Origin of the sequence: Chitinimonas koreensis, assembly GCF_014353015.1 — a bacterium.
In the GTDB taxonomy this organism is placed as follows: domain Bacteria; phylum Pseudomonadota; class Gammaproteobacteria; order Burkholderiales; family Chitinimonadaceae; genus Chitinimonas; species Chitinimonas koreensis.
In genome coordinates, this window is the sequence record NZ_CP060704.1 from 4,953,729 (window position 1) to 4,978,413 (window position 24,685).

Consider the following 24,685-nt stretch of genomic DNA (forward strand, 5'->3'; position numbering starts at 1 on the left):
GGGCGCCTTCCCCACCGCAAAGCGAAAGGCCGGATCGTCGATCCGGCCTTTTTCGTTGCCCCGCCTGTCCGCGGCTACATTTCCACCTGCGTCCCCATCTCCACCACCCGGTTCGGCGGGATCTTGAAGAAGTCGGTCGGCCGCTGCGCATTGCGCTGCATCCAGGCGAACACCTTGAGCTGCAGCCAGGGCATGTCGGCGGTGCGGTGGCAGATGATGGTCTCGCGCGACAGGAAGAACGAGGTGTTCATCTCCTCGCACACCAGGCCGTGGTCGCGCTCGGCCAGGTTCAGGATCTCGGGCACCGACGGGTCTTCCATGAAGCCGTAGGTGGCCGATACCTGCCAGAACGAATCGGACAGCCGGGTGACCTTGAGCCGCTGCTTGTCGGCCACCGTCGGCACGTCGGTGGACTGGATGGTGAGGAACACCACCTGCTCGTGCAGCACCTTGTTGTGCTTGAGGTTGTGCAAGAGCGCGTGCGGCGTGGTGTCGACGCTGCCGGTCATGAAAATCGCCGTGCCCTCGGCGCGGTAGGGCGGATTGGCCTCGATGCTCTGCACGAACAATTCGAGCGGCAGCTCGCCATCGTGGATGCGGTGGAACAGCAGCCGGCGGCCGCGCTTCCAGGTAAACATCATGAACAGCATGAACAGACCGACCATCAGCGGGAACCAGCCGCCCTCGGGGATCTTGGGGATGTTGGCGGCCAAGAGCGCCAAGTCGATGAACAGGAAGAAAGCCAGCAGCGCACGGATCGCCCGCGTGCGGCCCGGCCGCTTGCTCTGCTTGAGCGCGACGAAGGCCGTAGTGGTGGTCATGATCATGATGCCGCAGATGGCGAAGCCATAGGCCGCGGCCAGGTTGCCCGAGCTCTTGAAGGTGAGCACCAGCAGCAGCACCGCCACGCACATGCCCCAGTTCACGCCGGGGATGTAGATCTGGCCGATCTCGCGCTCGGACGTATGGTGGATGTCCATGCGCGGCATGTAGCCGAGCTGGATGGCCTGGCGGGTGATGGAGAACACGCCGGAGATCAGCGCCTGCGAGGCGATCACGGTGGCGGCGGTGGCCAGGATCACCAGCGGCAGCACCAGCGGCTCGGGCGCCAGCATGAAGAACGGATGGTCGGCCGCCGACGGATCGTGCAGCACCAGCGCACCCTGACCGTAGTAGTTGAGCAGCAGACCCGGCAGCGCCAGCGAGAACCAGCCGATCTGGATCGGCTTGCGGCCGAAGTGGCCCATGTCGGCGTAGATCGCCTCGGCGCCGGTCACCGCCAGCACCACCGCGCCGAGCGCGAGGAAGGCCAGCATCGGCTGGGCGGCGAAGAAGGCCACCGCGTAGCCGGGCCAGAAGGCACGCAACACGGCCGGATCGTGCAGGATGCCGCCGATGCCCAGCACGCCGAGCGTGGTGAACCACAGCGCCATGATCGGCCCGAAGAACTTGCCGACGCCGCCGGTGCCGTGCCTCTGCACGGCGAACAGCGCGACGATGATGACCAGTGTGAGCGGGATCACCCAGCGCTCGAACGCCGGATCGATGATCTTGAGGCCCTCGACCGCCGACAGCACCGACACCGCCGGCGTGATCACGCCGTCGCCATAGAACAGCGCCGCGCCAGAGATGCCGAGCAGGATGAAGACAGAGAACTGGCCACGCTTGCGGTGGGTGTTGCGCAGCGCCAGCGCCATCAACGCCAGGATGCCGCCCTCGCCATTGTTGTCGGCGCGCAGCATGAAAAACACGTACTTGAACGAGACGACGATCAGCAGCGCCCAGGTGATCAGCGACAGGATGCCGAGCACGTTCTCGGGCGTCGCGGTCAGGCCGTGCTTGGAATGGAAGCATTCGGCGATGGTATAGAGCGGGCTGGTGCCGATGTCGCCATACACGACGCCGAGCGCTGCGAGAGTCAGGCCGGCGAGTTTCTTCGGGTCTTGCGGGTCTTGCTGCGCACTCATGGGACGCTTTCCTGGAACCAGAACGGGGCGTGGCGGCGGATTATAGTCCGGCTGACGCGTTGTGATGGTGCGGCGCACTAACGGCGGTGAAAGGTGAAAAGTGAAACGTGGCACCCCATCCCCTCCCGGCCTCCCCCTTGAAGGGGGAGGAGCAGTGCAGCGATAGCGGTTAACAGCACTGATCGTTATTCGCGTCGCCGCATGGCTCCCTCCCTTCAAGGGGAGGGCTGGGGTGGGGATGGGGTGCCACGTTTCACTTTTCACCTTTCACATGTCACAGCCGTCAACAAGGCGCCCCGGATAGCGCGCCCAGTCGAAATACGGCCCCGGATCGGTCTTGCGCTCGGGCGCGACATGGCAGTGGCCGACCAGGTGGCGGATCGGGAAGCGCGCCCGCAGCGCCGCCAGCAGCGCGTCGAGCGTGGCGTACTGGGCCGGCTCGTAGGGCCAGTGGTCGCCGCCCTCCATCTCTATCCCGACGGAAAAATCGTTGCAGCGTTCCCGGCCCTGCCAGGACGACGCGCCGGCATGCCAGGCGCGGTCGAGGCAGGAGACGAACTGCAGCAGCGCGCCGTCGCGCCTGACGAAGAAATGCGCCGACACCCGGAAATGCTGCAGCTCCTCGAAGCACTCGTGCTCCGCCGGGTCGCAGCGATTGGTGAACAGCCGCTCGACGCCGTCGCCGCCGAAGCGGCCCGGCGGCAGCGAGATCGAGTGCAGCACCACCATGTCGATCGCCGTGCCGTCCGGCCGCGCGTCGGCATTGGGCGAGACGATGCGCGCAGCGCCCTCGACCCAGCCGTCGGCGCCGATCGCCAGCTTCATGTCGTCTTGGCCTTGTATTCGCACAGCTCGCGCACCACGCAGACCGGACAGTCGGGCTTGCGCGCCTTGCACACGTAGCGGCCGTGCAGGATCAGCCAGTGGTGCGCATCGAGCATGAATTCCTTCGGGATCACCTTGACCAGCTTATCCTCGACCGCGCGCACGTCCTTGCCGGGCGCGAGGCCGGTGCGGTTGGAGACGCGGAAGATATGGGTGTCGACCGCCATGGTCGGCTGGCCGAAGGCGGTGTTGAGCACCACGTTGGCGGTCTTGCGGCCGACGCCGGGCAACGCCTCCAGCGCCTCGCGCGTCTCGGGCACCCGGCCGTCGTGGCGCTCCATCAGGAGGCGGCACATCTCGATCACGTGGCGCGCCTTGCTGCGGTAGAGGCCGATGGTGCGGATGTAGTCCTCCAGGCCCTCGACGCCGAGCGCATGGATCGCGGCCGGCGTATTGGCCACCGGGTAGAGCTTGCGCGTCGCCTTGTTCACCCCGACGTCGGTCGCCTGCGCCGACAGCACCACCGAGACCAGCAGCTCGAACGGCGTGCTGTACTCGAGCTCGGTCCGCGGCTCGGGATTGTGGGCGCGCAGGCGCTCGAAGAATTCGCGGCGGCTGTCCTTGTTCACGATCTGGACTCGACCTGGCGGACGAAGGCCTCGATCAGCGCCGGCGTGCCGACCGGGTCGGAGACGAATTCGAGGAAATCGAGGCCGACGTGGTAACGGGCCTCCGCCTCGGCGGCGCGGCAATCGGCCACGCGGCAGCGCGCCTGCACCACGTTCTGGCGGCCGGCCACCGGCAGCATGAAATAGACCTGGCACTCCTGGCCGGTCTCGACCGGGCGGTCGTGCTCGACGCCGAGGCCCTCGACCGAGATCTCCTCGATATGGCCGAGCAGGCCGGGACCGCGCAGCGGCACCACCTTGACCCAGGTGCGGTAACGGATGCGGCCGCGGACGGGCGTGACGGGATTCATGGCGGGCACTCCGGTAACGGGCGAAGCGGGTTTCAACGCGGGGGGCGGCCCGGTTGGCGCACGGACGGCTTGCGGGAGGGCGGGGCGAACTCCTGGTTCCATTGCCGCGCCTCGCGCTCGCGCGCCTCCACGATGTACTGGCGGATGCGCCAGGCCGACCAGGCCACGCCGGCGACGATCAGCGCCAGCGCCAGGCGGTATTGGCCGGCCATCAGCAAGACGAGGAACAATGCCGTGCCGGCGACGTAAGCGATCTTGGATAAGGGCATGGTCATCCTTTCTTGGCCTGGGCCAGGCGAGCGGCCGCGCGCGCCATGATGTCGTCGAGCTTGGCCTGGCGCGCGCGGGCGGCGTCGGCCGCCGGCGGCGTCGGCTCGGGCTCGGGTGCCGCAACCGGCGCCGCGGCCAGCCGGGCCTGGCTGCGGGCCAGGGCGGCCTCGATTCTGGCCTGTTTATCGGGCGCTGCGAAGTGCGGGTCGTCGCGCTTGGCCAGCGCCTTGGCGGCCAGCCGCGCGGTGCGCTCGCTGCGTTCGCGCTCGATGCGGAACAGGTGGAAGCGGTGGCGGCCGCGCCAGCGGTCGGCCTGGGCCTCGCGCTCAGGCAACGCGTCCGGCCGCCGGGCCGGCACCAGGTCGATGCAGTCGACCGGGCACGGCGCGATGCACAGCTCGCAGCCGGTGCATTCGTCGGCCAGCACGGTGTGCATCTGCTTGACCGCGCCGAGGATCGCATCGACCGGGCAGGCCTGGATGCACAGCGTGCAGCCGATGCAGTGCGCCTCGTCGATCAGCGCGACCATGAAGGGCTTGGTGCTGCCGCAGGCCGGGTCGAGCGCCAGCGGCGGCCGGCCGGTCAGCTCGGCCAGCCGGACGATGCCCTCGTCGCCGCCGGGCGGGCAACGGTTGATGGCGGCCTCGCCGGACGCCACCGCGTCGGCGTAGCGGCGGCAGTCGGGATAGCCGCACTGGGTGCACTGGGTCTGCGGCAGGACCGCGTCGATGCGGTCGGCAAGGGAAAGCGTCGAATGCAACGGAATTCTCGATGGCTACAAAATGCGACAGCCCGGTGAACCGGGCTGCCGATCCGTTCTGGAGGATTGCTCAGTGGTGCGACGGCGTGGCGTGCGTCGTCGTGCTGCCATTGTCGTTGGAGGTGGCCGCGATCGCGCCGGCCACCGCGACGCCGGCCGCGATCATGCCGCCGCTCAGGCCCGAAGCGCCGGCCGTGCCGGCCACGCTGCCGCCGCCCGAGCTGGCCCCGCCGGCCACGTCGCCGGCCCAGTTGGCGCCGCCGATGGACAGGTTGGGCAGGCTGCCGAACACATTGGCCGGCAGTTGCGAGAACGAGACCAGCTGCGAGGCGTTGACACCGAGCGTGGCCGAGTACTGGCCGGCGTCGACCAGCAGCGTGTTGGCGCCGTTGGTGATCGAGATGCCGTTGCTGGTGACGCCGGTGTAGAGCGAATTGTTCAGCAGCGCCGCCATCCAGTCGCTGCCGCGGATGCCGATGGTGGCGGTCGGCGTGGTCAGGCGGAAGGCCTGCTTGTTGTTGCGGCCGATCAGGCCGGTGATCGCCCGCAGGCTGCCCTTGACCATCGACAGGAACACGTTGCCGCTGGCGGGCTGGGCCGCGTTGTAGCGGAACGATTCGACCTTGAATTCGGTGTCCTTCTCCAGGCCGATGATCTGGCCGTCGTCGAAGCGCATCGCGGCGCGTGCGTTCGGACCGGTCAGCACCGTGGCGCCTTCGAGCACCCGGGCGCCGACCGCGCCGGCGGACAGCGTACCGTCGGCGGCGCGGATGCGGACCTCGCCCGCGCTATCGGTCACGGTGGCGGCCGCCAGCGCAGCCATCGAACACAGGCCCAGCATCAGGGGCATCAGCAAGTGCATCGGCTTCATGGTCCAGCTCCTTCTCGGTCGAAGAATATTCAAAATGCATCACGGCCGAACTATAGCCGATGCAGTCCTCAAGTCAGCGTCCCGAACGACGAAGCCGCCGCACCTGCTACATCCGCGCCACGGCGCGGATCGTCTCGCCGACCAGGCCCGGGCCGCGGTAGATCAGCCCGCTGTACAGCTGCACCAAGGTCGCGCCGGCCTCGATCTTCTCGACCGCGTGGCGCCCCTCGAGGATGCCGCCGACGCCGATGATGGGCACCTGGTCGCCGAGCGCGGCCTTCAGCGCGCGGATCACCGAGGTCGATTTGGCGCGTACCGGCGTGCCGGACAGGCCGCCGGCCTCGCCGCCGTGCTTGAGGTGCTCGACGCCGGTCCGGCCCAGCGTGGTGTTGCTGGCGATCACCGCGTCGAAGCGGTATTCGACCAGCAGCCGGGCGATCTCGGCGATCTGCTCGCCGTCGAGATCGGGCGCGATCTTCAGCGCCAGCGGCACGTAGCGGCCGTGCTGGGCCGCCAGCTTCGCCTGCTCGTCCTTGAGCGCGGCCAGCAGCTTCTCCAGTTCGTCCGATTGCTGCAGCTGGCGCAGGTTCTTGGTGTTGGGCGAAGAAATGTTGACCGTGACGTAGCTGGCATACGGGTACACCCGCATCAGGCAGGCCAGGTAGTCGTCGGCCGCGCGCTCGATCGGCGTGTCGAAGTTCTTGCCGATGTTGATGCCGAGGATGCCGCGGTACTGCGCAGCCTCGACGTTCTTCACCAGCGCGTCGAGCCCGCCGTTGTTGAAGCCCATGCGGTTGATCACGCCCTCGGCCGCCGGCAGTCGGAACAGCCGCGGCTTGGGGTTGCCCGGCTGCGGCCGCGGCGTGACGGTGCCGATCTCGATGAAGCCGAAGCCGAGGTCGGCCAGCGCGTCGATGTGATCGCCGTTCTTGTCGAGGCCGGCGGCCAGGCCGACCCGGTTGGGAAAGGTCAGCCCCATGCACTGCACCGGCGCAGCCTCCTCGCGGCTGCCGAGGATGGTGGCGAAACCGAGCGCGTGCAGCGCCTCGAGGCCGGAGAAGGTGAGCTTGTGGGCGGTTTCCGGCTCGAGCGAGAACAGCAGCGGGCGCAGCAGCGGATAGAGCATGGGCGGTCTCGAATCGGGAAGTGGATCAGGGATTGAGGTTGACGCTGGCGTCGAAGGTGTTCTGCATCAGCATGGCAATGGTCATCGGCCCGACGCCGCCCGGCACCGGGGTGATCCAGCCGGCGCGCTGGCGGGCGGTCTCGAACTCGACGTCGCCGCACAGCTTGCCGTCGGGCAGCCGGTTGATGCCGACGTCGATCACGATGGCGCCCGGCTTGATCCAGTCGCCCTTGACGAAGTTGGGGATGCCGACGCCGGCCACCACCACGTCGGCGGCACGCACCTTGTCGGCCAGCGCCACGGTGCGGCTGTGGCAGATGGTGACGGTGGAGCGCGCCTGCAAGAGTTCGAGCCCGGCCGGCCGGCCGACGATGTTGGAGGCGCCGATCACCACCGCATCCTTGCCGACCAGGTCGACCCCGGTCTTCTCCAGCATCACCATCACGCCGTAGGGCGTGCACGGCCGCAGCAACGGCATGCGCAGCGCGAGGCGGCCGAAGTTGTACGGGTGGAAGCCGTCGACGTCCTTGCGCGGATCGATCGCCTCGATCACGCGCTCCTGGTCGATCTGCTTGGGCAGCGGCAGCTGCACCAGGATGCCGTCGACCTCGGGGTCGTGGTTGAGCCGCTCGACCAGGGCCAGCAGCTCGGCCTCGGTCAGGCTGGACGGCAGCTCGTGGGAGATCGAGCGGAAGCCCGCGCGCTCGCAGGCCTTCTTCTTGTTGCGCACGTACACGGCCGAGGCGGGGTCGTCGCCGACCAGCACCACCGCCAGCGCCGGAGCCCGGTGGCCGTCCGCGACGCGAGCGTCGACGCGCGTACGCACCGCGCTGATGATTTCTTCGGAAATCAGTTTGCCGTCAAGCAACTGTGCGGTCATGGGCGGGTCTCCGGGACGATGCAAAGGGTCGAATTCTCTCATCAATCGTTGCCGGCCCCAAGCTTCGCGCTTGACAGTCCAAAAGCCCGCCCGTATTCTCCTGCCCTCTTCGGGGCGTAGCGCAGCCTGGTAGCGCACCTGGTTTGGGACCAGGTGGTCGTGAGTTCGAATCCCACCGCCCCGACCAGGTTTGCCCGAAGTAGGAAGTAGAACCAGCCAGGCCAGGCGCCCGTAGCTCAACCGGATAGAGCAACGGCCTTCTAAGCCGTAGGTTACAGGTTCGATTCCTGTCGGGCGCGCCAAGTCCGTCGATATATGATGGCGGCAACGGTTTCAACGGTGGTGGATGTAGCTCAGTTGGTAGAGTCCAGGATTGTGATTCCTGTCGTCGTGGGTTCGAGTCCCATCATCCACCCCAAGCAACACGCACTTAGCCCGGCCCCGCGCCGGGCTAAGTGCTTTTCGGCGTCCGCATGCCCGGCTTCACCGGCCAGGACGGACCGCAGCAGCCCCCGCATCCTGCGGCATCGGCCATGCCCGCCCCGCACCGGGGCCGCGACATCCCCGCAATCCTCCTAGTCCCCTCCCCCGGCTTCTCACCGATAGGCAGCCCCTCCCGCCGGCCATACGCTTGCGGTCATTGCCACCGAACCCCGCGCATGCCGTGCCGCCCACGCCTCGAGGCGAAGCGCGATCGCACGCCGCACCGCGGAGAGACCACGCGTCGAGCCGCCCGAGCGCGCTCGCGCCCCAGCCCGCACCGAGGAACGCGCCATGAAAATCGCCATCGTCGACGACACGCCGATCAACCTCGCCCTGATGGCCCGGCTGCTGCGCCGCATCGACGGCGTCGAGACCCATCTGTTCGATTCCTCCCGGGCCGGCCTCGACTGGTGCCTGGCCGGCGATCCCGACCTGATCGTGGTGGACTACATGATGCCGGGGCTGGACGGGCTGGATTTCATCCGGCAGGTCCGCGAACGGACGATGCTGCAGGACATCCCGCTGGTCATGGTCACCGCCAGCATCGAGACCGCGGTGCGGCACGAAGCGCTCGACCTCGGCGCCACCGATTTCCTGACCAAGCCGATCGACCAGCACGAATTCCTGGCGCGGACCCGCAACATGCTGGCGCTGCGGCTCAACCGCCGGCTGCTGGACGACCGGGCGGCCCTGCTGACGGAAGAAATACGGCAGGCCACCGCCGGCATCCTGGCCCGCGAACGCGAGACGCTGCTGCGGCTGAGCCGCGCCGCCGAGTTCCGCGACCCGGAAACCGGCGCCCATCTGCAGCGCATGGCGCGCTATTCGGCGTTGATCGCCCGCGGGCTCGGCTGGTCGGCCGCGGACCGCGAGCTGCTGCAGGAAGCCGCGCCGATGCACGACATCGGCAAGATCGGCATCCCGGATGCCATCCTGCTCAAGCCCGGCCCGCTCGACGCGGCCGAGAGCGCGGTGATGCGCAGCCATGCCGAACTCGGCCATCGCATCCTCGGCGGCAGCGATTCGCCGCTGCTGCGCCTGGGCGCCGAGATCGCGCTCGCGCACCACGAGCGTTTCGACGGCAGCGGCTATCCGCAGAGCCTGCGCGGCACGGCCATCCCCGCCAGCGGACGGATCGTGGCGGTGGCCGACGTATTCGACGCGCTGTTGTCCCGCCGGCCCTACAAGCAACCCTGGACGCTCGACGCCACGACCGGCTTCCTGCGCGACCAGGCCGGCGTCCTGTTCGATCCCGATTGCGTCGCCGCGCTGCTCGACGCCATGCCCGAGGTCGAGGAGATCCGCCGCCGCCATGCCGACGAGGCGACCTCACACGGCTAGACGGGAATCGCGCCGGCGCAGCCGGATCGCCGGGTCGCGGCGCGATCCGGCCGACGGCATTCGCCGGTCAGGCTCGAGGCGCCCGGATGGACGCGATCGGCCGCCGGCCTTGCGCAGGTCATGGCGCCCGAATGGAGCAGGCCCGAATGGCCGGGACGCAGAGGGAAACGAGGAACCGGTTCGGCCGGGACGGCACTCGGGCCGCCCCGGCCGAATGCCTTGCGGCAGGCGGTTTGCGCGGGAAACGGGCGCTCAGGCTTCCGCCAGGAATTCGTCCAGCGCGGCATCCACGGCGGTCAGCGTCGCGCCGATCTCGGCCTGCAGGCGTTTCAGCCGGCCGGCATCGCCGTCCTGCGCCGCCGCTTCGGCGCGGAGCGCCTGTTCGGCCAACTCGCCGGCACCCAGGCCACAGGCCGTCCCCTTGAGCGAATGGGCGGCGAAACGGGCCGCCTCGTAGTCGCCGCGCGCCGTCGCGGCGGCGAGCATCTCCAGGTAGCCGCCGGCGCTGTGGCGGAACGTGCCGGCCAGTTCGCGGAAGAAATCCAGGTCGTCGTCCAGCTCCGCCAGCATCGTCCGCGGATCGTAGCGGCCGGCGGCGGCGACGGCATCGGCTGCCTGCTCGCCCGCGCCGGGCCGGTGCAGTAGCCGCGCCATCTCCGCCGCCAGCGCCTGGGCCTGGATCGGCTTGCTGACGTAGCCGTCCATGCCGGCCTGCAGGCAATCCTCGCGCGTGCCGGCCATCGCGTTGGCGGTCAGCGCGATGATCGGCGTCCGCCGCCCGGCCGGCTCGCCGGCGCGGATCAGCCGCGTCGCCTCCAGGCCGTCCATCCTGGGCATCAGCATGTCCATCAATATCAGGTCGAAGGTTTCCGCCACCGCGCGGGCCACCGCCGCCTCGCCGTCCTCGGCCACCGTCACGCGATGGCCTTGCTGCTCCAGCAGACGCGTGGCCAGGCGACGATTCACCGGATTGTCCTCGGCCAGCAGGATGCGCAGCGGCGCGAGCGTTTCGCCGGCCGGCCGGCCGGTTTCCGCCGCGGGCCGGGCGGCGGCGCCGAGCAGCGCGTCGAGCAGGGCGTGCGGCCGCACCGGCTTGCTCAGCACGGCGGCGGCGGCCAGCCGGCTCGCCGCGGCGCTGCCCTGACGGGTGGACAGCAGCAGCCGGCGGGCCTGGGGCAGCGCGCGGCAGGCTTCGCCGGCCAGGTCGGCCCCGCCGTCGAGATACTCGTCGAGCAGCAGCACGTCATAGTTGCTCCAGCGCCAGGCAGCGCGCGCGGCGGCGGCGTCGACCGCCAGCGTCACCGCCATGCCCCAGCGGCTCAGCCAGTCGGCCACGGCGGCCCGGCCGCTCGACAGGTCGTCGACCACCAGCACCCGCAAGCCTGCCAGCCCGGGCTGCGGCCCGCTGCGCGCGGCCGGAAGATCGGCGGGCTCGGCCCGCGCCAGCGCCAGCTCGACCCTGAAGCGGCTGCCCTGGCCGGGTACGCTGTCCACCGAGATGTCGCCGCCCATCATGCGTGCCAGCCGCTTGCAGATGGTCAGGCCGAGACCAGTGCCGCCGAAGCGGCGCGAGGTCGAGCCGTCGGCCTGGCAGAACGGCTCGAAGATCGTCCCGATCTGCTCGGCCGCGATGCCGATGCCGCTGTCGCGCACCGTCAGCGCCAGCCTCAGCCCGTCGGGTCCGTCGGCCGCCAGCGTCGCCTCGAGGCCGACCTCGCCGCGCTCGGTGAACTTGATCGCGTTGCCGACCAGGTTGGTCACGATCTGGCGCAGCCGCAGCGGATCGCCGAGCAGTTGGTCGGGCACCGTCGGCGCGATCGCGCAGTCGAGCGACAGGCCGCGCTCGGCGGCCCGCAGCCGCAAGGGGTGCAGCGTGTCGTGCAGCAGGCTGCACAGCGAGAACGGGATGGTCTCGAGGCCGAGCCGGCCGGCCTCGATCTTGGACAGGTCGAGGATGTCGTCGATCAGTCCCATCAGCGCCTCGGCCGACGACTTGGCCATCAGCAGGTTGTCGCGCTGCTCGGCGTCGAGCGCGGTCTGCAGCACCAGCTCGGTCATGCCCAGCACGCCGTTCATCGGGGTGCGGATCTCGTGGCTCATATTGGCCAGGAAGGCGCTCTTGGCCCGGCTGGCGGCCTCGGCGGCGTCCTTGGCCTGCCGCAGCGCCTGGTTCAGCTTGGTCAGCTCGGTCACGTCGGTGCGCAGCAGCACGTGGGTGCCGTCGTCGGCCTCGGCGTGTTCCAGCGTCACCCAGCGGTCGAACACCCGGATCGGCTCGATGCGGCCGTTGGACTGCCGGCTCGACAGCCAGCGCTCGACGAAGGCGTCCTCGCCGCCGACCTCGAACTCGTAGGGATGGGCGGCGCGGCAGGCGACGTCGGCGCCGTGGTAATAGCTGCGCAGGATGTCGCGCAGCGGCAGGCCGGCCACCAGCCAGGGCCGCAGTCCGGGGTAGAGGCGGCGGAAGGCCTGGTTGCACACGACCAGCCGCTCGTCGCGGTCGTAGATCAGGAGGCCGACGTCGACCGATTCGATGGTGTTGAGCAGCTGGCTGCGCGCCCGCTCGACCCGCTCGTTGGCCAGGTGGGCGGCGGTGGCGTCGAGGATCAGGCCGTCGATGCGTTCGAGGCTGCCGTCGGGACGGAAATGCGGCCGGCCGCGTTCCTGCACCCAGCAGACGCTGCCGTCGGGCCGCGCCACCGGGTATTCGAGCTCGTAGGCGAGCCGCGCGAGCACGGCGCGGCCGATCCGGTCGCGTCGCTGCGCCGCCGTGGCGGCATCGGGAAAGACCGGCGCGTGCTCGAGTTCGTCGCGGCTCCAGCCGGTCAATGCCACCAGCCCGTCCGAGACGAAGGTGAAAGCGTAGGGCTGGACCGGCGCCAATTGGTAGACGCCGCCCGGCAGATTGCCGATCAGGCTGCGCAAGGTGTATTCGCTGGTCTGCAAGGTGGCCCCGGCCTGCTGCCGTTGCTCGGTCAGCAGTTCGACCGCGTGCGACAGCGATGCCAGGTCGGTGGCGGCCTCGTCCCGCACCGCGGCGCCGCCTTGCCCGGCCAGCCGGGCCAGCAGCGCCCGCAGCCGCGCCGGCTCGTCGCCCAGAATGCGCAGCAGCTGCCGGTAGGCCAGCGCGAAGGACAGCAGGTAGAGCAGCACGAAGCCTGCGGCCGCCGCCAGGCCGGCGTCCCGCAGCGCGCCGAGATCGTCGTCGAGCCGATCGTCGTAGCCGTCGTAACGCGCGCGCAAGCCGAGGTAAAGCAGCTCGGCCCGCTCGATCAGGCCGGCGGCGGCGGCGTCGAAGCCCTGCTGCGGCGCGCGGAGCAGGCGCAGGCCGGCATCGCGGTCGCCGGCTTCGTAGGCGTGGGCGACGCGCGCGCCGAGCCGGTCGAGCCGTGCCAGTCCGGCTTTCAGCGCATCGATTTCGCCACGGTATTCGGGCAGCGCTTCGCCCAGTTGGCGGAGCTTTTCGCTGGCGGCGGCATATTGGCGGTGGGCCGCGGCGCCTCCCAGGCCGTCGCGCGAGCCGACCGCGGCGGTCACCGCCTGCTGCATCTGGGCGACGTGGTAGCGCAGATCGCTGGCCAGCCGCGGGTAGGGACGCAGCCGGTCGGCTTGCTCCTCGGTCGCCAGCACACGCTGGAAACGGACGCCGAGGAAGCCGAACAGGAGCGCGACCAGCACGATCTGCAGCACGCCGCTGCGCAGGAAGTGGTGCTTGACGCTGAAATCGCTGGCTTGCTTCATGGGCCCCGCTCCGGTCGGCGACGTCTTCATCATGGCGAATCCTCCGAGGCTGGCCGTTGACCACGGTCAAGCAGGAGTGGCGTGCCGGCGGCTGCCGGTACGGGGCGGCTCGGTCGCCTCCCGCGGCGGGCGGTTTCGCCGGCCAATCGAGACTCTAGCGCCGGCTTCGCGGCGGGGAAGCTAGGGTGAACACGGGTCGGAGCCCGGGAGATTGCCGAGGCGGGGCCGGGCCGCCGGCCGTCCGGGCGATGCCTGCCTTGGTTTCGCCGCATCGGCGGGGCTGGGATCGCCGACGCGCGATCGGGAGGAGGCGCCGCAGCCTCGCGATTCGAACATTCGAATTTCAAGATATTCAAATCAATGACTTGCGTGTCGGGCCGGACGGCCGGCATCCCGGCTCCCGTCGCCGTCGCCGTCGCCCGACCTATGCCGGCCGCGCCAATGCCGGGCGGAACCCTAGCTAGTAGCGCTCCGAGCTGGCAGGGCGGTCGCGACGGTCCAGCATGGGCACCGTCAACCGACCCCCAACGAGGAGCCCATCATGTTCCAACGCATCTCCCACCGCCTGCTGCTGTTGATCGCCGTCGCCATGGCCGGACTCTGGCTGGCGGCCGGCCTCGGCCTTTACCAGTTGAACCGGGCCAACCAGTACCTCAGCGAGCTGGACCACAACTTCATTCCCAGCATCGACAAGCTCAATGACGCCACGCTCGTCTTTTCCCGCATCCGCGTCAGCCTGCTCTACCACATCCTCGCCGATGCACCACAAGACAAGGCCGAGATCGAAGGCCAGCTCGAGCGGTACCGGACCGAGCTGGCCCAGACCCTGCAGAGCTATGAATCGCTGGTCAGCGATGAGGAAGATCGCCGCATGCTGACGGCGGACCATGCCGCCGTCGATGCCTATATGGCCGACCTGCCCAAGCTCCTGGAGCTGTCCCGCGCCAACGATCGGGACGGCGCGATGCGCGCCACGGCAACGCTGCGGCCGCTGGGGCTCAAGGCGATCGACGCGCTCCAGGCCCATGGCGATTACAACCAGAAGCTGACCGACCGGTATGTCGAAGAGGCGGCCGGCAACTACCGTTCGACGCTGATCGAGATGCTCGTCGTGAGCGTCCTGACCAGCGCGGTCTTGGCCATCGCAGCCTTCGCCACTTATCGCAAGGTGGTCGGCACCGCCAACCGCGCCAACCAGGAGGTGAGCCGCGTCGTCCGCGAACTCGATTTCTCCAGGAGCATCGAGGTGACCGGCCAAGACGAGCTGTCCAACCTGCTGCGCACCTTCAACAGCCTGATCGAGCGGCTGCGCGACGGCTTCGGCACCATCCGCAAGGACGTGACCGAGCTGGCCTCGGCCTCGGAGGAGCTGGCATCCGCCGCCGAGCAGGTGCGGATCAGCTCGATGTCGCAGGCCGACGCCGCGGCCGCCATGGCCGCCAACGTCGAGCAGGTCACCGTCAGCATCAGCCACGTCTCGGAGCGCACAAGCGAGGCCAGCAGCCTGAGCCGCTCGGCCGGCGAGCAGGCCCTGGTCGGCGACAGCTCGGTGCAGCGCACCGTCGGCCGGATCGACGCCATCGCCAGCGAAGTCGACAGCGCCGCGCAGGAACTGATCCAGCTCGAGGAAAGCGGCCGCAAGATCGGCACGGTGGTCGGCGTGATCAAGGAAGTGGCCGACCAGACCAACCTGCTGGCGCTCAATGCCGCGATCGAAGCGGCCCGTGCCGGCGAGCAGGGCCGCGGCTTCGCGGTGGTGGCCGACGAGGTGCGCAAGCTGGCCGAACGCACCGCGCTGTCGACCCAGGAGATCGCCGCCATGGTCCTGGACATCCAGAACCGTTCGAGCAGCGTGTCGGACCGCATGGCGCGCGCCGTCGACTCGGTGCGGGCCGGCGTGAGCGAGGGCGGCTCGACGCGCGACGCGATCCAGCAGATCGCGGTGGTGTCGACCCAGAACAGCACCCTGGTGTGCGAGATCGCCGATGCCCTGCGCGAGCAGAGCACCGCCAGCAACGCGATCGCCGGCCAGGTCGAGCGGGTGGCGCAGATGTCGGAAGAGAACAGCCGCGCCGCCGAGCGCAGCACCGAGCTGTCGACCCGGCTGCAGGAACTGGCCGCCACCATGCAGCGCATGGTGCTCGCCTACCAGCTCTAGCGCGGCAGCCGACCGAAGACAGGCCCTGGCTTCGCGATGCGGCGCCGGGGCCTTTTGCCGCCCGCCTCCGGCGGCGGCTCCGTCCTGCCCGGGCATGGACGGAGTCACCCGGAACATCGCCCGATATTTTTTATATTTCTTGTCATGGATCAGAATCACCATGCCCCGACCCGCGCACAATACCCAGTATCCGAGCCCGGCCGGCGTGCGACCGGCGGCACGGTGGACAACAGACAGAACGGACCAGGAGACCGAGGAACCCCGCAACCGTTACCGGGCGGCCGCGAATGCCGCGCCGCACGGCCGGTTCGGGGCAGTCATGCGAAAGATGTTCATGGAGCGCAAGCAGCAGGAACTGTTGATGCGGGCTTTCACCCGGGCGGCCAACGCCGTCATGATCGCCGATCGCCAAGGGCGCATCGTCTGGGTCAACCAGGCGCTGTGCCGGCTGAGCGGCTACGACGAGGCGGAGCTGCTGGGCCAGACGCCGGCGCTGCTGCACTCGGGCGAGCACGAAGCGGACTTCTACCGCGGGCTGTGGGACACCATCCTGGCCGGCCAGCCGTGGCAGGGCGAGCTGATCGAGCGCGACAAGCAAGGCCGGCGCTATACCGTGAGCCAGCTGATCACCCCGCTGTTCGACGACAGCGGCGCCATCACCCACTTCATCGCGATCCAGCACGACCTGAGCGCGCAGCAGGGCGAGCGCGAGAAGATGGAGCACCTCGCCTATCACGACAGCCTGACCGGGCTGCCCAACCGGCTGCACTTCGTCGACCGGCTGAACCGCGCCATCGCCGCTGCGGCACGGCAGGGCGGCATGCTGGCGGTGATGTTCCTCGACCTCGACCGCTTCAAGGCGGTGAACGACACGCTGGGCCACGCGATCGGCGACCGGCTGCTGGTGTCGGTGGCCGAGCGGCTGACGGGCGCGGTGCGCAAGTCGGACCTAGTGGCACGGCTGGGCGGCGACGAATTCACCGTGCTGGTGACCGACCTGGCGAACGCCGCCGACGTCGACAGCGTGGCCAGGCAGCTGGTGGCGGCCGTCGGCCAGCCCTTCGCCTTCGATCACCACCCGGTGCAGACCCACGCCAGCATCGGCATCAGCCTGTATCCGCGCGACGGCGACTGCGCCGAACTGCTGCTGGAGCGGGCCGACGAGGCGATGTACCGGGTCAAGGCGCAGGGCGGCGGCGGCTACGGGCACTGGCAACCCGCGCTGCCGCGGTGAACGGCGCCGGCCGGCTGCGCGCCGGAGCGGCGCCGCCGGTTCCGTTGATGCCGGTCAAGCGCCGGCGGCGGCGGCCGGATTAAGGTCGGGACCGGATAGGCCGGCTGCGCGCCGCCGTCGCCGGCCGAGCCGCCGCGGCCGGCCGCCGCCGGACGACGGGAGAGAAGACTTGGCTGAACACCCGCAATGGCCCGAGGGCCTGACGAGCGCCGAGGCGGCGGCGCGGCTGGCCGCCGACGGGCCGAACCTGCTGGCGGCGGAACGGCGCCGGTCGTGGGGACGCACCCTGCTGGAGATCGTGCGCGACCCGATGTTCCTGCTCCTGCTGGGCGCCGGCTCGATCTACCTGGTGCTCGGCGATCGGCTGGAGGCGGCCGCGCTGCTCGGCTTCGTCGCGATCATCATCCTCGCCGCCGCGCTGCAGCAGCGCCGCACCGAACACGCGCTGGAGGCGCTGCGCGAGCTGTCCAGTCCGCATGCGCTGGCCATCCGCGACGGCCGGCCGGTCCGCATCCCCGGCCCGCAGGTGGTGGCCGGCGACATGGTGCTGCTCGACGAGGGCAGCCGGATCGTGGCCGACGGCCGGCTGATCCAGGCGCACAACCTGGCCGTCGACGAATCGCTGCTGTCGGGCGAATCGCTGCCGGTCGCCAAGCGCGCCGCGGACGGCGCAAGCGGCGAGCCGGTCGGCCTGGCCTACGCCGGAACGCTGGTCACCGCCGGCCAGGGCTGGCTGCGCGTCACCGCGACCGGGTCGCGCACCGCCTTCGGCCGGATCGGACGGGCGCTGGACACCGTCGAGCGCCCGCCCTCCCCCTGCAGACCGAGCTGGTCCGGCTGACCCGCCGCCTGGCCTGGGGCGCCGGCGCGCTGTCGCTGCTGATCGCGGTGGCCGCGCAGCTGCGCGGCGCCGACGCGCTGACCGCGGTGCTGGCCGGCATCGCGCTGGCCATGGCGATCCTGCCGCACGAGCTGCCCGTCATCATGACCGTGTTCCTGGCGCTGGGCGCCCGCCGCATGGCGCGCGCCGGCGTGCTGACGCGCCATCTGCAGGCCATCGAGACGCTGGGCCGGGTCACCGCGCTGTGCGTCGACAAGACCGGCACGCTCACCGAGAACCGCATGGCCGTCGCGGCGCTGCAAGTCGGCGAGGCCCGGCTGGACCTGGACGGCCCGGCCCCGGTCGGCGAGCTGCCGGAAGACTTCCACCTGCTGGTCGAGTACGCCGTGCTGGCCAGCGCGCGGGTGCCGACCGACCCGATGGAGCGCGCCTTCCACCACCTGGCCGAGCGCTATCTCGCCGGGACGGAACATCTCCACCCGGACTGGGCGCTGATCCGCGAATACGAGCTGACGCCGGCGCTGCGCGCCATGTCCCACGGCTGGTCGGGCGACGAGGCGGCGTCGCGGCACCCGGTCGCGGCCAAGGGCGCGCCCGAGGCCATCGCCGCGCTGTGCCACCTGCCGCCGGCCGAGGCCGGCCAGCTGATGCGGCATGCCGACGCGATGGCGGCGCGCGGCCTGCGCGTGCTGGCGGTCGCGCGCGCCGAGCAGGACGGGCAGGACTGGCCGGACGACCAGCACGATTTCTCCTTCCGCCTGCACGGCCTGATCGGCCTGGCCGACCCGATCCGGCCCGAGGTGCCAGCCGCCGTGGCCCGCTGCCGCGAGGCCGGCATCGCGGTCTACATGATCACCGGCGACCATCCGGTCACCGCCCGCGCCATCGCGGCGCAGGCGGGGATCGACACCGACGGCGTGCTCACCGGCAGCGCGATCGACGGCCTCGATGCCGCGGCGCTGGCGCGGCAACTGGCCGCCACGCGGGTGTTCGCCCGCCTCGATCCGCAGCAGAAGCTGAGGCTGGTCGAGGCGCTCGCGGCCCGCGGCGAGGTGGTGGCGATGACCGGCGACGGCGTGAACGACGCGCCGGCCCTCAAGGCGGCGCACATCGGCATCGCCATGGGCCGGCGCGGCACCGACGTGGCGCGCGAGGCGGCTTCGCTGGTGGCGGTGGAGGACGACTTCGGCGCCATCGCCGGCGCCGTCGCGCACGGGCGCCGCATCTACGACAACCTGGCGCGGGCCGTGGTCTACACGCTGGCCGTCCACCTGCCGACCATCGCGCTCGCCTTCGTGCCGGCGTTGCTGAGCCTGCCGCCGGTCCTGCTGCCGCTGCACATCGCCTTCCTCGAACTGGTGATCGGCCCGGCCTGTTCCATCGCCTTCGAGTCCGAGCCCGGCGATGCGCACACCATGCGGCGGCGGCCGCGCCTCCGTTCGGAACGGCTGCTGTCACCGCGGGCCTGGCGGCTCGCGCTGGGCGCCGGCGCGGGCGCCGCGCTGTGGACGCTCGCCGGCTATGCGGCAATCCTCGCGCTGGGCGCCGGGGCGGAAGCGGCGCGGGCCGCGGGCTTCACCGCGATCGTGTGCGCCAATCTCGGCCTGATCCTCGGCGTCCGCAGCGCCGGCCGCCCCACGCCGGCGCTGGCCGCCGTCGTCGGCGCGACGCTGGCCGCGCTGGCCTTGGTCCACGCCGTGCCGCCGCTGCGCACCGCGTTCGGCTTCGCGCCGCTCTCGGCCGCACAGGCCGCGATCGCCGCGCTGCCGCTGCTGCCGACCTGGTTCGGCGCCGTCTGGCTGGGGCGCAAGGACCGCGGCCGCATCCGCTGAGGCGGCGTGCACTGGGCGAATCGGGGACGGGCCGGGGCGAGCCCGGAAGGCGGGACGGGTACGCCGCCCCCGCGGCGCCGCGGCCGAGGTCTGGCCGGGGCGCAAGGGCGACGGCCCCGGGGGGCCGGGCGGGGGAATTCGATCGGGAGAAGGTCGGGAGAAGGTCGGGAGAAGGTCGGGAGAAGGTCGGGAGAAGGTCGGGAGAAGGTCGGGAGAATGCGATCGGGACCGGCGATCCGCCACAGGCCGGACCTGGCCTGCGGCGGACGTTCGCGTTGCCGGAGAATCGTGCGGGCGGGACGATCCCGCCCGCGCGCTCAGCCGAGCACGTCTTCCACCGGCCGGCGCGGCGTATGGGTCCGCCGCTCGGCCCGGCCGATGCGCAGCAGGATCTGCGGGAACGCCGCGCCGCCGACCGCGGCCTGCAACCGGCCGCGCAGCGATTCGACCTCGATCGGCTGGTTGAGGAAGGACGCGTCGAAGCCGGCGGCGCAGGCCGTGAGCAGGATGCGCTGCAGCGCCTGCCCGGTGGCGAGCCAGGCCTGGACGTCGTCCATTTCCGTCGAGATGCAGGCCAGCGTCGGCGAGTGGCGGACCAAGTTCTCGTGCGAGGCGGCGACGTTCTCGCCCATGTCGAAGGTGCGCACGATCAGCCCGGCGATCGGCGCCGCCGCATCCAGCAGCGCGCCGGAGCCCGCCGCATAGGCCGGCATGCCGTCCTGCGCGCGGCTGCCGTGCAGCCAGCGGGCCAGTTCCTGGCGGAACGCCGGATCGGCGAACTGGATCTCGTCGCCGCGCGCGACCAGCTCGGCCAGGTGGCGGCGCGGCTCGAGCTGGTCGACGAAGCTCAGCGCCACGCCCTCCTCGCCCGCGGCCTGCAGCAACTGGGCGCGCAGCGCGGCCGGCAGCGCTTCGTCGGCATAGCGGCGCCGGTCGGTGGCGCGGCGGGTGATCTCGGGGAACAGCGGCGCCAGCGCCGCCGGCTGGTGCGCGCACGGATTGGGCTGCATCAGCGCGAGGACGTCGGGCTCGACCTTGAACGGGAAGGTGTCGATCTGGACGCCGCAGCCGAAGTGGGCGAACGCCACCCGCAGGTTCATCAGGGCCGCGCCGCAGCTGATGATCAGCTCGCGGTCGTAGGGGTCGCAGACCGGCAGCGACCGCGTGCGGTCCGCAAGCAGCGACAGGCTCTCGTCGTCCAGCTTGAAGCGCCACGGCTGCGTGTTGTGGCTCGACGGCGCGAGCGTCGCGTAGCGCAGCAGGAAGCGCATCTGCTCGCCGAAGCCGCTGGCGTGCGGGAACTCGCGGGCCGCGGTCTCCCAGGCGGACAGGTCTGGTGTGCTCATGATCCGAATCTCCTCGTGGCCGGTGTGCGTCCCGACGATCCGGTCCGGCCGTTCCGCGCCGGACATGCAGCGACTCTACCGGCCGCCTGCGCCAGCCCGTTGATCCGCATCAACTTTCCGTCCGCCGCCGGCGGCCGTCCGGCCGCGGTCGCCGGCCATCCACTGCCGGCCGCAGCGCGCAGCAGGCTTGATCCTGCGCAAGGACCGCGCGGGCGGACGCCGGATACTCGGGCAACGACCCAGGAGGAGGCCCTGCACCATGCGACTGCAATTCCTAGGCGGCACCGGCACGGTGACCGGATCGAAATACCTGCTCGAGGTCGGCGGCCTGCGCGTGCTGGTCGACTGCGGCCTGTTCCAGGGCTGGAAGATGCTGCGCCTGCGCAACCGCGCACCGCTGCCGGTCGAGCCGGCCAGCATCGACGCGGTGGTGCTCACCCACGCCCACCTCGACCACAGCGGCTACCTGCCGCTCCTGGTGCGCGACGGTTTCCGCGGGCCGGTCTACTGCACCGCCGGCACCGCCGAGCTGTGCGGGGTGCTGCTGCCCGACAGCGGCCGGCTGCAGGAGGAAGAGGCGAACTACGCCAACCGCCGCAGCTTCAGCCGCCACGACCCCGCGCTGCCGCTGTATACCGAGGCCGATGCCTACGCCTGCCTGCAGCGGCTGGTGCCGGGCGACTTCGAGCGCGACCTGCCGCTCGGGCCGGGCATCGGCCTGCGCCTGCGCCCGGCCGGCCACATCCTGGGCGCGGCGATGGCGGAAATCTCGTTCGGCGGCCGCCGCATCGTGTTCTCGGGCGACCTGGGCCGTCCGCACGACCCGGTGATGAAGCCGCCGGTCAGCCCGGGCCGGGCCGACTGGCTGCTGGTCGAATCGACCTACGGCAACCGCCGGCACGCGCCGGAGGACGCGCAGGCGCAACTGGGCCGCATCATCCGCCGCACCGTCGCGCAATCGGGCGTGGTGCTGATCCCGACCTTCGCCGTCGGCCGCGCCCAGAGCCTGCTCTACCTGATCCACCGGCTGCGCGCCGAGGGCGAGATCCCGCAGGTGCCGGTCTACCTCAACAGTCCGATGGCGCTCGACGCCACCGAGATCTTCGTGCGCCACCAGGGCGAGCACCGGCTCGACCGCGCGCAGTGCGAGGCGATGTGCCGCTCGGCCATCGCGGTGCAGTCGGCCGAGGAATCGAAGGCGCTGAACCGGCAGCGCGGCCCGATGATCATCCTGGCCGCCAGCGGCATGGCCACCGGCGGCCGGGTGCTGCACCACCTCAAGGCCTTCGCGCCGGACCCGCGCAACACCATCGTGTTTTCCGGCTACCAGGCCGGCGGCACGCGCGGCGCGGCCATCCTGGGCGGCGCGCGGCAGGTGCGCATCCACGGCGAGGACGTGCCGGTGCACGCCGGCGTCGAATGCCTGTCCAGCCTCTCGGCCCACGCCGATGCCGACGAGATCCTCGAATGGCTGCGCGGCTTCGTCGCCCCGCCGCGGCAGACCTTCGTGGTGCACGGCGAGCCGGACGCGGCCGACGTCCTGCGCCGCCGCATCGCCGACGAGCTGGGTTGGCCGGTCTGCGTGCCCGATTACCTGCAGTCCGTCGAGCTGAACGCATGACGGCCGCCACGCTGCGCCTGCGCCCGCTCGGCATCGACGGCGGACACGAGCACGCGGTCTACGTCAACGCCGGCTGCCACGTCTGCCGCGCCGAGGGTTACGAGGCGCAGACCCGGCTGACGGTGGCGGCCAACGGCCGCAGCCTGGTCGCCACGCTGCACATGGTGCACGGCGACCTGCTCGGGCTGGGCGAGGCCGCGCTGAGCCTGGCGGCGCAGCATGCCCTCGAGCTGCGCGCGGGCGAGCCGCTGAGCCTGTCGCACCTGCCGGTGCTGCGCTCCGAGAGCGCCCTGCGCGCCAAGATCTACGGCCAGCGGCTCGACGAGGACCAGTTCGCCGGCCTGGTCGCCGACGCGGTCTCAGGCCGGCTGTCGGACCTGCACCTGGCGGCGCTGGTGTCGGCTTGCGCCGGCGACAAGCTGGACCTGGCCGAATCGCTGGCGCTGACCCGCGCCATGGTCCAGGCCGGCGAGCGGCTGAGCTGGTCGCGCCACCCGGTGATGGACAAGCACTGCGTCGGCGGCCTGCCCGGCAACCGCACCACGCCCATCGTCGTCGCCATCGCCGCCGCCGCCGGCCTCTTGATGCCCAAGACCTCGTCGCGCGCCATCACCTCGCCGGCCGGCACGGCCGACACCATGGAGGTGCTGGCGCCGGTCGAACTCGACTCGGCCGCCATCCGCCGGGTGGTGGAGCGTACCGGCGGCTGCGTCGTATGGGGCGGCGCGATGCGGCTGAGCCCGGCCGACGACGTGCTGATCCGCATCGAGCGGCCGCTGGGCCTGGACAGCGACGGCCTGATGGTGGCCTCCATCCTGTCCAAGAAACTGGCGGCCGGTGCCGAACGCGTGCTGCTCGACCTGCCGGTCGGCCCGACCGCCAAGGTGCGCGACGCCGCGGGCGCCGGCCGGCTGGCCGCCCGCCTGCGCGCGGTCGGCCAGCAGCTCGGGCTCGAGGTCGACATCGCCGTGACCGACGGCCGCCAGCCGGTCGGCCGCGGCATCGGGCCGGCGCTGGAGGCACGCGACGTGCTGCAGGTGCTGCGGGGCGAGCCGACCGCGCCGGCGGACCTGCGCGAACGCGCGCTGCTGCTGGCCGGCCGCATCCTCGAGATGGGGGGCGCGGCGGCGACCGGCCTGGGCCTGGTTCGCGCCACCGAGCTGCTCGACGGCGGCCAGGCCTGGCAGCGCTTCCAGGCGATCTGCGAGGCGCAGGGCGGCATGCGGACGCTGCCGCGCGCGCCGTTGACCGAGACCATGACGGCGCCGGCGCCCGGCCGGGTGAGCGCGATCGACAACCGCGTCCTGGCCCGCATCGCCAAGCTGGCCGGCGCGCCGCAGTCGCCGGCGGCCGGGCTGGACCTGCACGTCAGGCTGGACGACGCGGTCGAGGCCGGCCAGCCGCTCTACACCCTGCACGCCGAGGCGCCGGGCGAGCTGCGCTACGCGCTGGCCTACGCCCGCGAAAACCTGACCGCCATCGCATTGGGAGAACCGACATGCCCAGCACCCTCCTGCTGACCCTGCCCGGCAACGAGGCCGCCGGCGCCGCCCTGGCCCAGGCCGCCGGCTGCCGGACCGCGGCGGTCCAACTGCACCGCTTTCCCGATGGCGAGACGCGGGTCACCCTGCCGGCCGGATTGCTCGGCTGCCGCGTCGTGCTGCTCTGCAGCCTCGACCGCCCCGACGAAAAGCTCGCCCCGCTGCTGTTCGCCGCCGACGCGGCGCGGGAGCTGGGCGCGCTGGAGGTCGGCCTGGCGGCGCCCTACCTGGCCTACCTGCGCCAGGACGCCCGCTTCGCGCCGGGCCAGGCCATCAGCGCGCGCACCTTCTGCCGGGTGCTGGCGCGGCATTTCGACTTCGTGGCGACGGTCGACCCGCACCTGCACCGCTATCCCTCGCTCGACGCGCTGTTCGACATCCCGGCCGTCCGCGTGCCGGCCGCGCCCGCCGTCGCCGACTGGATCGCCGCCCGGGTCGAACGCCCGCTGCTGATCGGGCCGGACAGCGAGAGCGAGCAATGGATCGGCGACGTGGCCCAGCGGCTGGATGCGCCGTTCCGGGCGCTGGAGAAACGGCGCGACGGCGACGCCGACGTCACGGTCTCGCCGCTGGGCGACGGCGACTGGCACGGACGGACGCCGGTGCTGCTCGACGACATCCTCTCCACCGGCAGCACCATGCTGGCCGCCATCGAGCGCCTGCGCGCCGCCGGCCTGCCGCCGCCGCTGTGCGTCGCGATCCACCCGGTCCTGGCCGGCGAGGCGTGGGCCCGGCTGCGCTCGGCCGACACGGCCGGGGTGGTCAGCTGCAATACCATCGCGCATCCGAGCAACGCGATCGACGTGATGCCGCTGCTGGCCAGGGCGCTGCCCCCGGCCTGAGCAGGCCGGGCCGCCGACCCGCCAGGC

19 protein-coding genes and 3 tRNA genes are annotated in these 24,685 nt (G+C 71.2%); 11 read left to right on the forward strand and 11 right to left on the reverse strand.

What is annotated here, in order from left to right; genetic code table 11:
* Positions 1-74: 74 nt before the first annotated feature.
* From H9L41_RS20950 to folD, 9 genes are all read right to left on the reverse strand, one after another.
* Entirely contained in the window at positions 75-1,967 is a 1,893-nt protein-coding gene (locus H9L41_RS20950; protein WP_028447625.1) for a potassium transporter Kup, read from the reverse strand.
* Between the two features lie 267 nt (positions 1,968-2,234).
* Entirely contained in the window at positions 2,235-2,792 is a 558-nt protein-coding gene (ampD, locus tag H9L41_RS20955) for a 1,6-anhydro-N-acetylmuramyl-L-alanine amidase AmpD (protein ID WP_187523571.1), read from the reverse strand.
* Positions 2,789-3,421 (reverse strand): endonuclease III, encoded by a 633-nt coding sequence (gene nth / locus H9L41_RS20960; protein ID WP_028447627.1) that lies wholly within the window; start codon positions 3,419-3,421, stop codon positions 2,789-2,791. The genes ampD and nth overlap by 4 nt, the downstream gene beginning before the upstream one ends.
* A complete protein-coding gene (locus H9L41_RS20965; protein WP_028447628.1) occupies positions 3,418-3,771 on the reverse strand; it encodes a PilZ domain-containing protein in 354 nt (117 codons plus the stop codon). The genes nth and H9L41_RS20965 overlap by 4 nt, the downstream gene beginning before the upstream one ends.
* 32 nt (positions 3,772-3,803) lie before the next feature.
* Positions 3,804-4,040, reverse strand: a complete 237-nt coding sequence (locus tag H9L41_RS20970; protein WP_034607917.1) for a hypothetical protein — start codon at positions 4,038-4,040, stop codon at positions 3,804-3,806.
* A gap of 2 nt (positions 4,041-4,042) precedes the next feature.
* Positions 4,043-4,801: an electron transport complex subunit RsxB gene (locus tag H9L41_RS20975; RefSeq protein ID WP_051319331.1), complete on the reverse strand. Its 759-nt coding sequence runs from the start codon at positions 4,799-4,801 to the stop codon at positions 4,043-4,045.
* A 70-nt stretch (positions 4,802-4,871) separates the two neighbouring features.
* A complete protein-coding gene (locus H9L41_RS20980; RefSeq protein WP_051319332.1) occupies positions 4,872-5,672 on the reverse strand; it encodes a FecR family protein in 801 nt (266 codons plus the stop codon).
* Between the two features lie 106 nt (positions 5,673-5,778).
* Complete coding sequence (locus H9L41_RS20985; protein ID WP_028447630.1) at positions 5,779-6,798, reverse strand: quinone-dependent dihydroorotate dehydrogenase; 1,020 nt, start codon at positions 6,796-6,798, stop codon at positions 5,779-5,781.
* A gap of 25 nt (positions 6,799-6,823) precedes the next feature.
* Complete coding sequence (folD, locus tag H9L41_RS20990) at positions 6,824-7,678, reverse strand: bifunctional methylenetetrahydrofolate dehydrogenase/methenyltetrahydrofolate cyclohydrolase FolD (RefSeq protein WP_028447631.1); 855 nt, start codon at positions 7,676-7,678, stop codon at positions 6,824-6,826.
* A 110-nt stretch (positions 7,679-7,788) separates the two neighbouring features.
* Here folD and H9L41_RS20995 point away from each other — a divergent pair.
* The 4 genes from H9L41_RS20995 to H9L41_RS21010 all read left to right on the forward strand — a co-directional run bounded on the left by H9L41_RS20995 (position 7,789) and on the right by H9L41_RS21010 (position 9,502).
* A tRNA-Pro gene (locus tag H9L41_RS20995) sits at positions 7,789-7,865 on the forward strand.
* A gap of 38 nt (positions 7,866-7,903) precedes the next feature.
* Positions 7,904-7,980, forward strand: a tRNA-Arg gene (locus H9L41_RS21000).
* 40 nt (positions 7,981-8,020) lie between these two features.
* Positions 8,021-8,096 (forward strand) — tRNA-His (locus tag H9L41_RS21005).
* Between the two features lie 356 nt (positions 8,097-8,452).
* Entirely contained in the window at positions 8,453-9,502 is a 1,050-nt protein-coding gene (locus H9L41_RS21010; protein WP_028447632.1) for an HD-GYP domain-containing protein, read from the forward strand.
* A 252-nt stretch (positions 9,503-9,754) separates the two neighbouring features.
* On the opposite strand, the gene H9L41_RS21015 is transcribed toward H9L41_RS21010, so the two are convergent.
* A complete protein-coding gene (locus tag H9L41_RS21015; protein WP_051319333.1) occupies positions 9,755-13,243 on the reverse strand; it encodes a hybrid sensor histidine kinase/response regulator in 3,489 nt (1,162 codons plus the stop codon).
* A 541-nt stretch (positions 13,244-13,784) separates the two neighbouring features.
* Here H9L41_RS21015 and H9L41_RS21020 point away from each other — a divergent pair.
* The 4 genes from H9L41_RS21020 (at position 13,785) to H9L41_RS21035 (ending at position 19,308) form a co-directional block, all read left to right on the forward strand.
* A complete protein-coding gene (locus H9L41_RS21020; protein ID WP_034607918.1) occupies positions 13,785-15,401 on the forward strand; it encodes a methyl-accepting chemotaxis protein in 1,617 nt (538 codons plus the stop codon).
* Positions 15,402-15,720: 319 nt separating this feature from the next.
* Entirely contained in the window at positions 15,721-16,635 is a 915-nt protein-coding gene (locus H9L41_RS25880) for a sensor domain-containing diguanylate cyclase (protein WP_211236924.1), read from the forward strand.
* Between the two features lie 169 nt (positions 16,636-16,804).
* Positions 16,805-17,476, forward strand: coding sequence for a P-type ATPase actuator domain-containing protein (locus tag H9L41_RS26500; RefSeq protein ID WP_187523572.1), 672 nt, complete (start codon positions 16,805-16,807; stop codon positions 17,474-17,476).
* A gap of 29 nt (positions 17,477-17,505) precedes the next feature.
* Positions 17,506-19,308 (forward strand): cation-translocating P-type ATPase, encoded by a 1,803-nt coding sequence (locus H9L41_RS21035; protein ID WP_506256286.1) that lies wholly within the window; start codon positions 17,506-17,508, stop codon positions 19,306-19,308.
* Positions 19,309-19,625: 317 nt separating this feature from the next.
* Here the strand turns inward: H9L41_RS21035 and H9L41_RS21040 are convergent, their stop codons facing one another.
* On the reverse strand, positions 19,626-20,654 hold the full coding sequence (locus H9L41_RS21040) for an Acg family FMN-binding oxidoreductase (RefSeq protein WP_034607919.1): 1,029 nt from the start codon (positions 20,652-20,654) through the stop codon (positions 19,626-19,628).
* 259 nt (positions 20,655-20,913) lie between these two features.
* Here H9L41_RS21040 and H9L41_RS21045 point away from each other — a divergent pair, with 259 nt between their 5' ends.
* From H9L41_RS21045 to H9L41_RS21055, 3 genes are read left to right on the forward strand one after another with little or no spacing between them, the layout of a single operon-like run.
* Positions 20,914-22,275 carry an MBL fold metallo-hydrolase RNA specificity domain-containing protein gene (locus tag H9L41_RS21045; protein WP_028447637.1) on the forward strand — a complete coding sequence of 454 codons (1,362 nt, stop codon included), beginning with the start codon at positions 20,914-20,916 and terminating at the stop codon, positions 22,273-22,275.
* The gene (locus H9L41_RS21050) at positions 22,272-23,795 is read left to right on the forward strand and encodes a thymidine phosphorylase family protein (protein WP_051319334.1); all 1,524 of its coding nucleotides are present in this window, start codon (positions 22,272-22,274) and stop codon (positions 23,793-23,795) included. The genes H9L41_RS21045 and H9L41_RS21050 overlap by 4 nt, the downstream gene beginning before the upstream one ends.
* Positions 23,774-24,658, forward strand: coding sequence for a ribose-phosphate diphosphokinase (locus H9L41_RS21055; protein WP_034607921.1), 885 nt, complete (start codon positions 23,774-23,776; stop codon positions 24,656-24,658). The genes H9L41_RS21050 and H9L41_RS21055 overlap by 22 nt, the downstream gene beginning before the upstream one ends.
* The last annotated feature ends 27 nt before the right edge of the window (positions 24,659-24,685 follow it).

What these genes read in the sequence shown, in the direction of transcription:
- H9L41_RS21020 (WP_034607918.1), top strand. Translation starts at nt 13,785, where the DNA reads ATGTTCCAACGCATCTCCCACCGCCTGCTGCTGTTGATCGCCGTCGCC.
- H9L41_RS21010 (WP_028447632.1), top strand. Translation starts at nt 8,453, where the DNA reads ATGAAAATCGCCATCGTCGACGACACGCCGATCAACCTCGCCCTGATG.
- H9L41_RS20970 (WP_034607917.1), bottom strand. Translation starts at nt 4,040, where the DNA reads ATGCCCTTATCCAAGATCGCTTACGTCGCCGGCACGGCATTGTTCCTC.
- ampD (WP_187523571.1), bottom strand. Translation starts at nt 2,792, where the DNA reads ATGAAGCTGGCGATCGGCGCCGACGGCTGGGTCGAGGGCGCTGCGCGC.
- H9L41_RS21040 (WP_034607919.1), bottom strand. Translation starts at nt 20,654, where the DNA reads ATGAGCACACCAGACCTGTCCGCCTGGGAGACCGCGGCCCGCGAGTTC.
- H9L41_RS21015 (WP_051319333.1), bottom strand. Translation starts at nt 13,243, where the DNA reads ATGAAGCAAGCCAGCGATTTCAGCGTCAAGCACCACTTCCTGCGCAGC.
- H9L41_RS20980 (WP_051319332.1), bottom strand. Translation starts at nt 5,672, where the DNA reads ATGAAGCCGATGCACTTGCTGATGCCCCTGATGCTGGGCCTGTGTTCG.
- H9L41_RS20965 (WP_028447628.1), bottom strand. Translation starts at nt 3,771, where the DNA reads ATGAATCCCGTCACGCCCGTCCGCGGCCGCATCCGTTACCGCACCTGG.
- H9L41_RS21045 (WP_028447637.1), top strand. Translation starts at nt 20,914, where the DNA reads ATGCGACTGCAATTCCTAGGCGGCACCGGCACGGTGACCGGATCGAAA.
- H9L41_RS21050 (WP_051319334.1), top strand. Translation starts at nt 22,272, where the DNA reads ATGACGGCCGCCACGCTGCGCCTGCGCCCGCTCGGCATCGACGGCGGA.
- folD (WP_028447631.1), bottom strand. Translation starts at nt 7,678, where the DNA reads ATGACCGCACAGTTGCTTGACGGCAAACTGATTTCCGAAGAAATCATC.
- H9L41_RS21055 (WP_034607921.1), top strand. Translation starts at nt 23,774, where the DNA reads ATGCCCAGCACCCTCCTGCTGACCCTGCCCGGCAACGAGGCCGCCGGC.
- H9L41_RS20985 (WP_028447630.1), bottom strand. Translation starts at nt 6,798, where the DNA reads ATGCTCTATCCGCTGCTGCGCCCGCTGCTGTTCTCGCTCGAGCCGGAA.
- H9L41_RS20950 (WP_028447625.1), bottom strand. Translation starts at nt 1,967, where the DNA reads ATGAGTGCGCAGCAAGACCCGCAAGACCCGAAGAAACTCGCCGGCCTG.
- H9L41_RS25880 (WP_211236924.1), top strand. Translation starts at nt 15,721, where the DNA reads ATGCGAAAGATGTTCATGGAGCGCAAGCAGCAGGAACTGTTGATGCGG.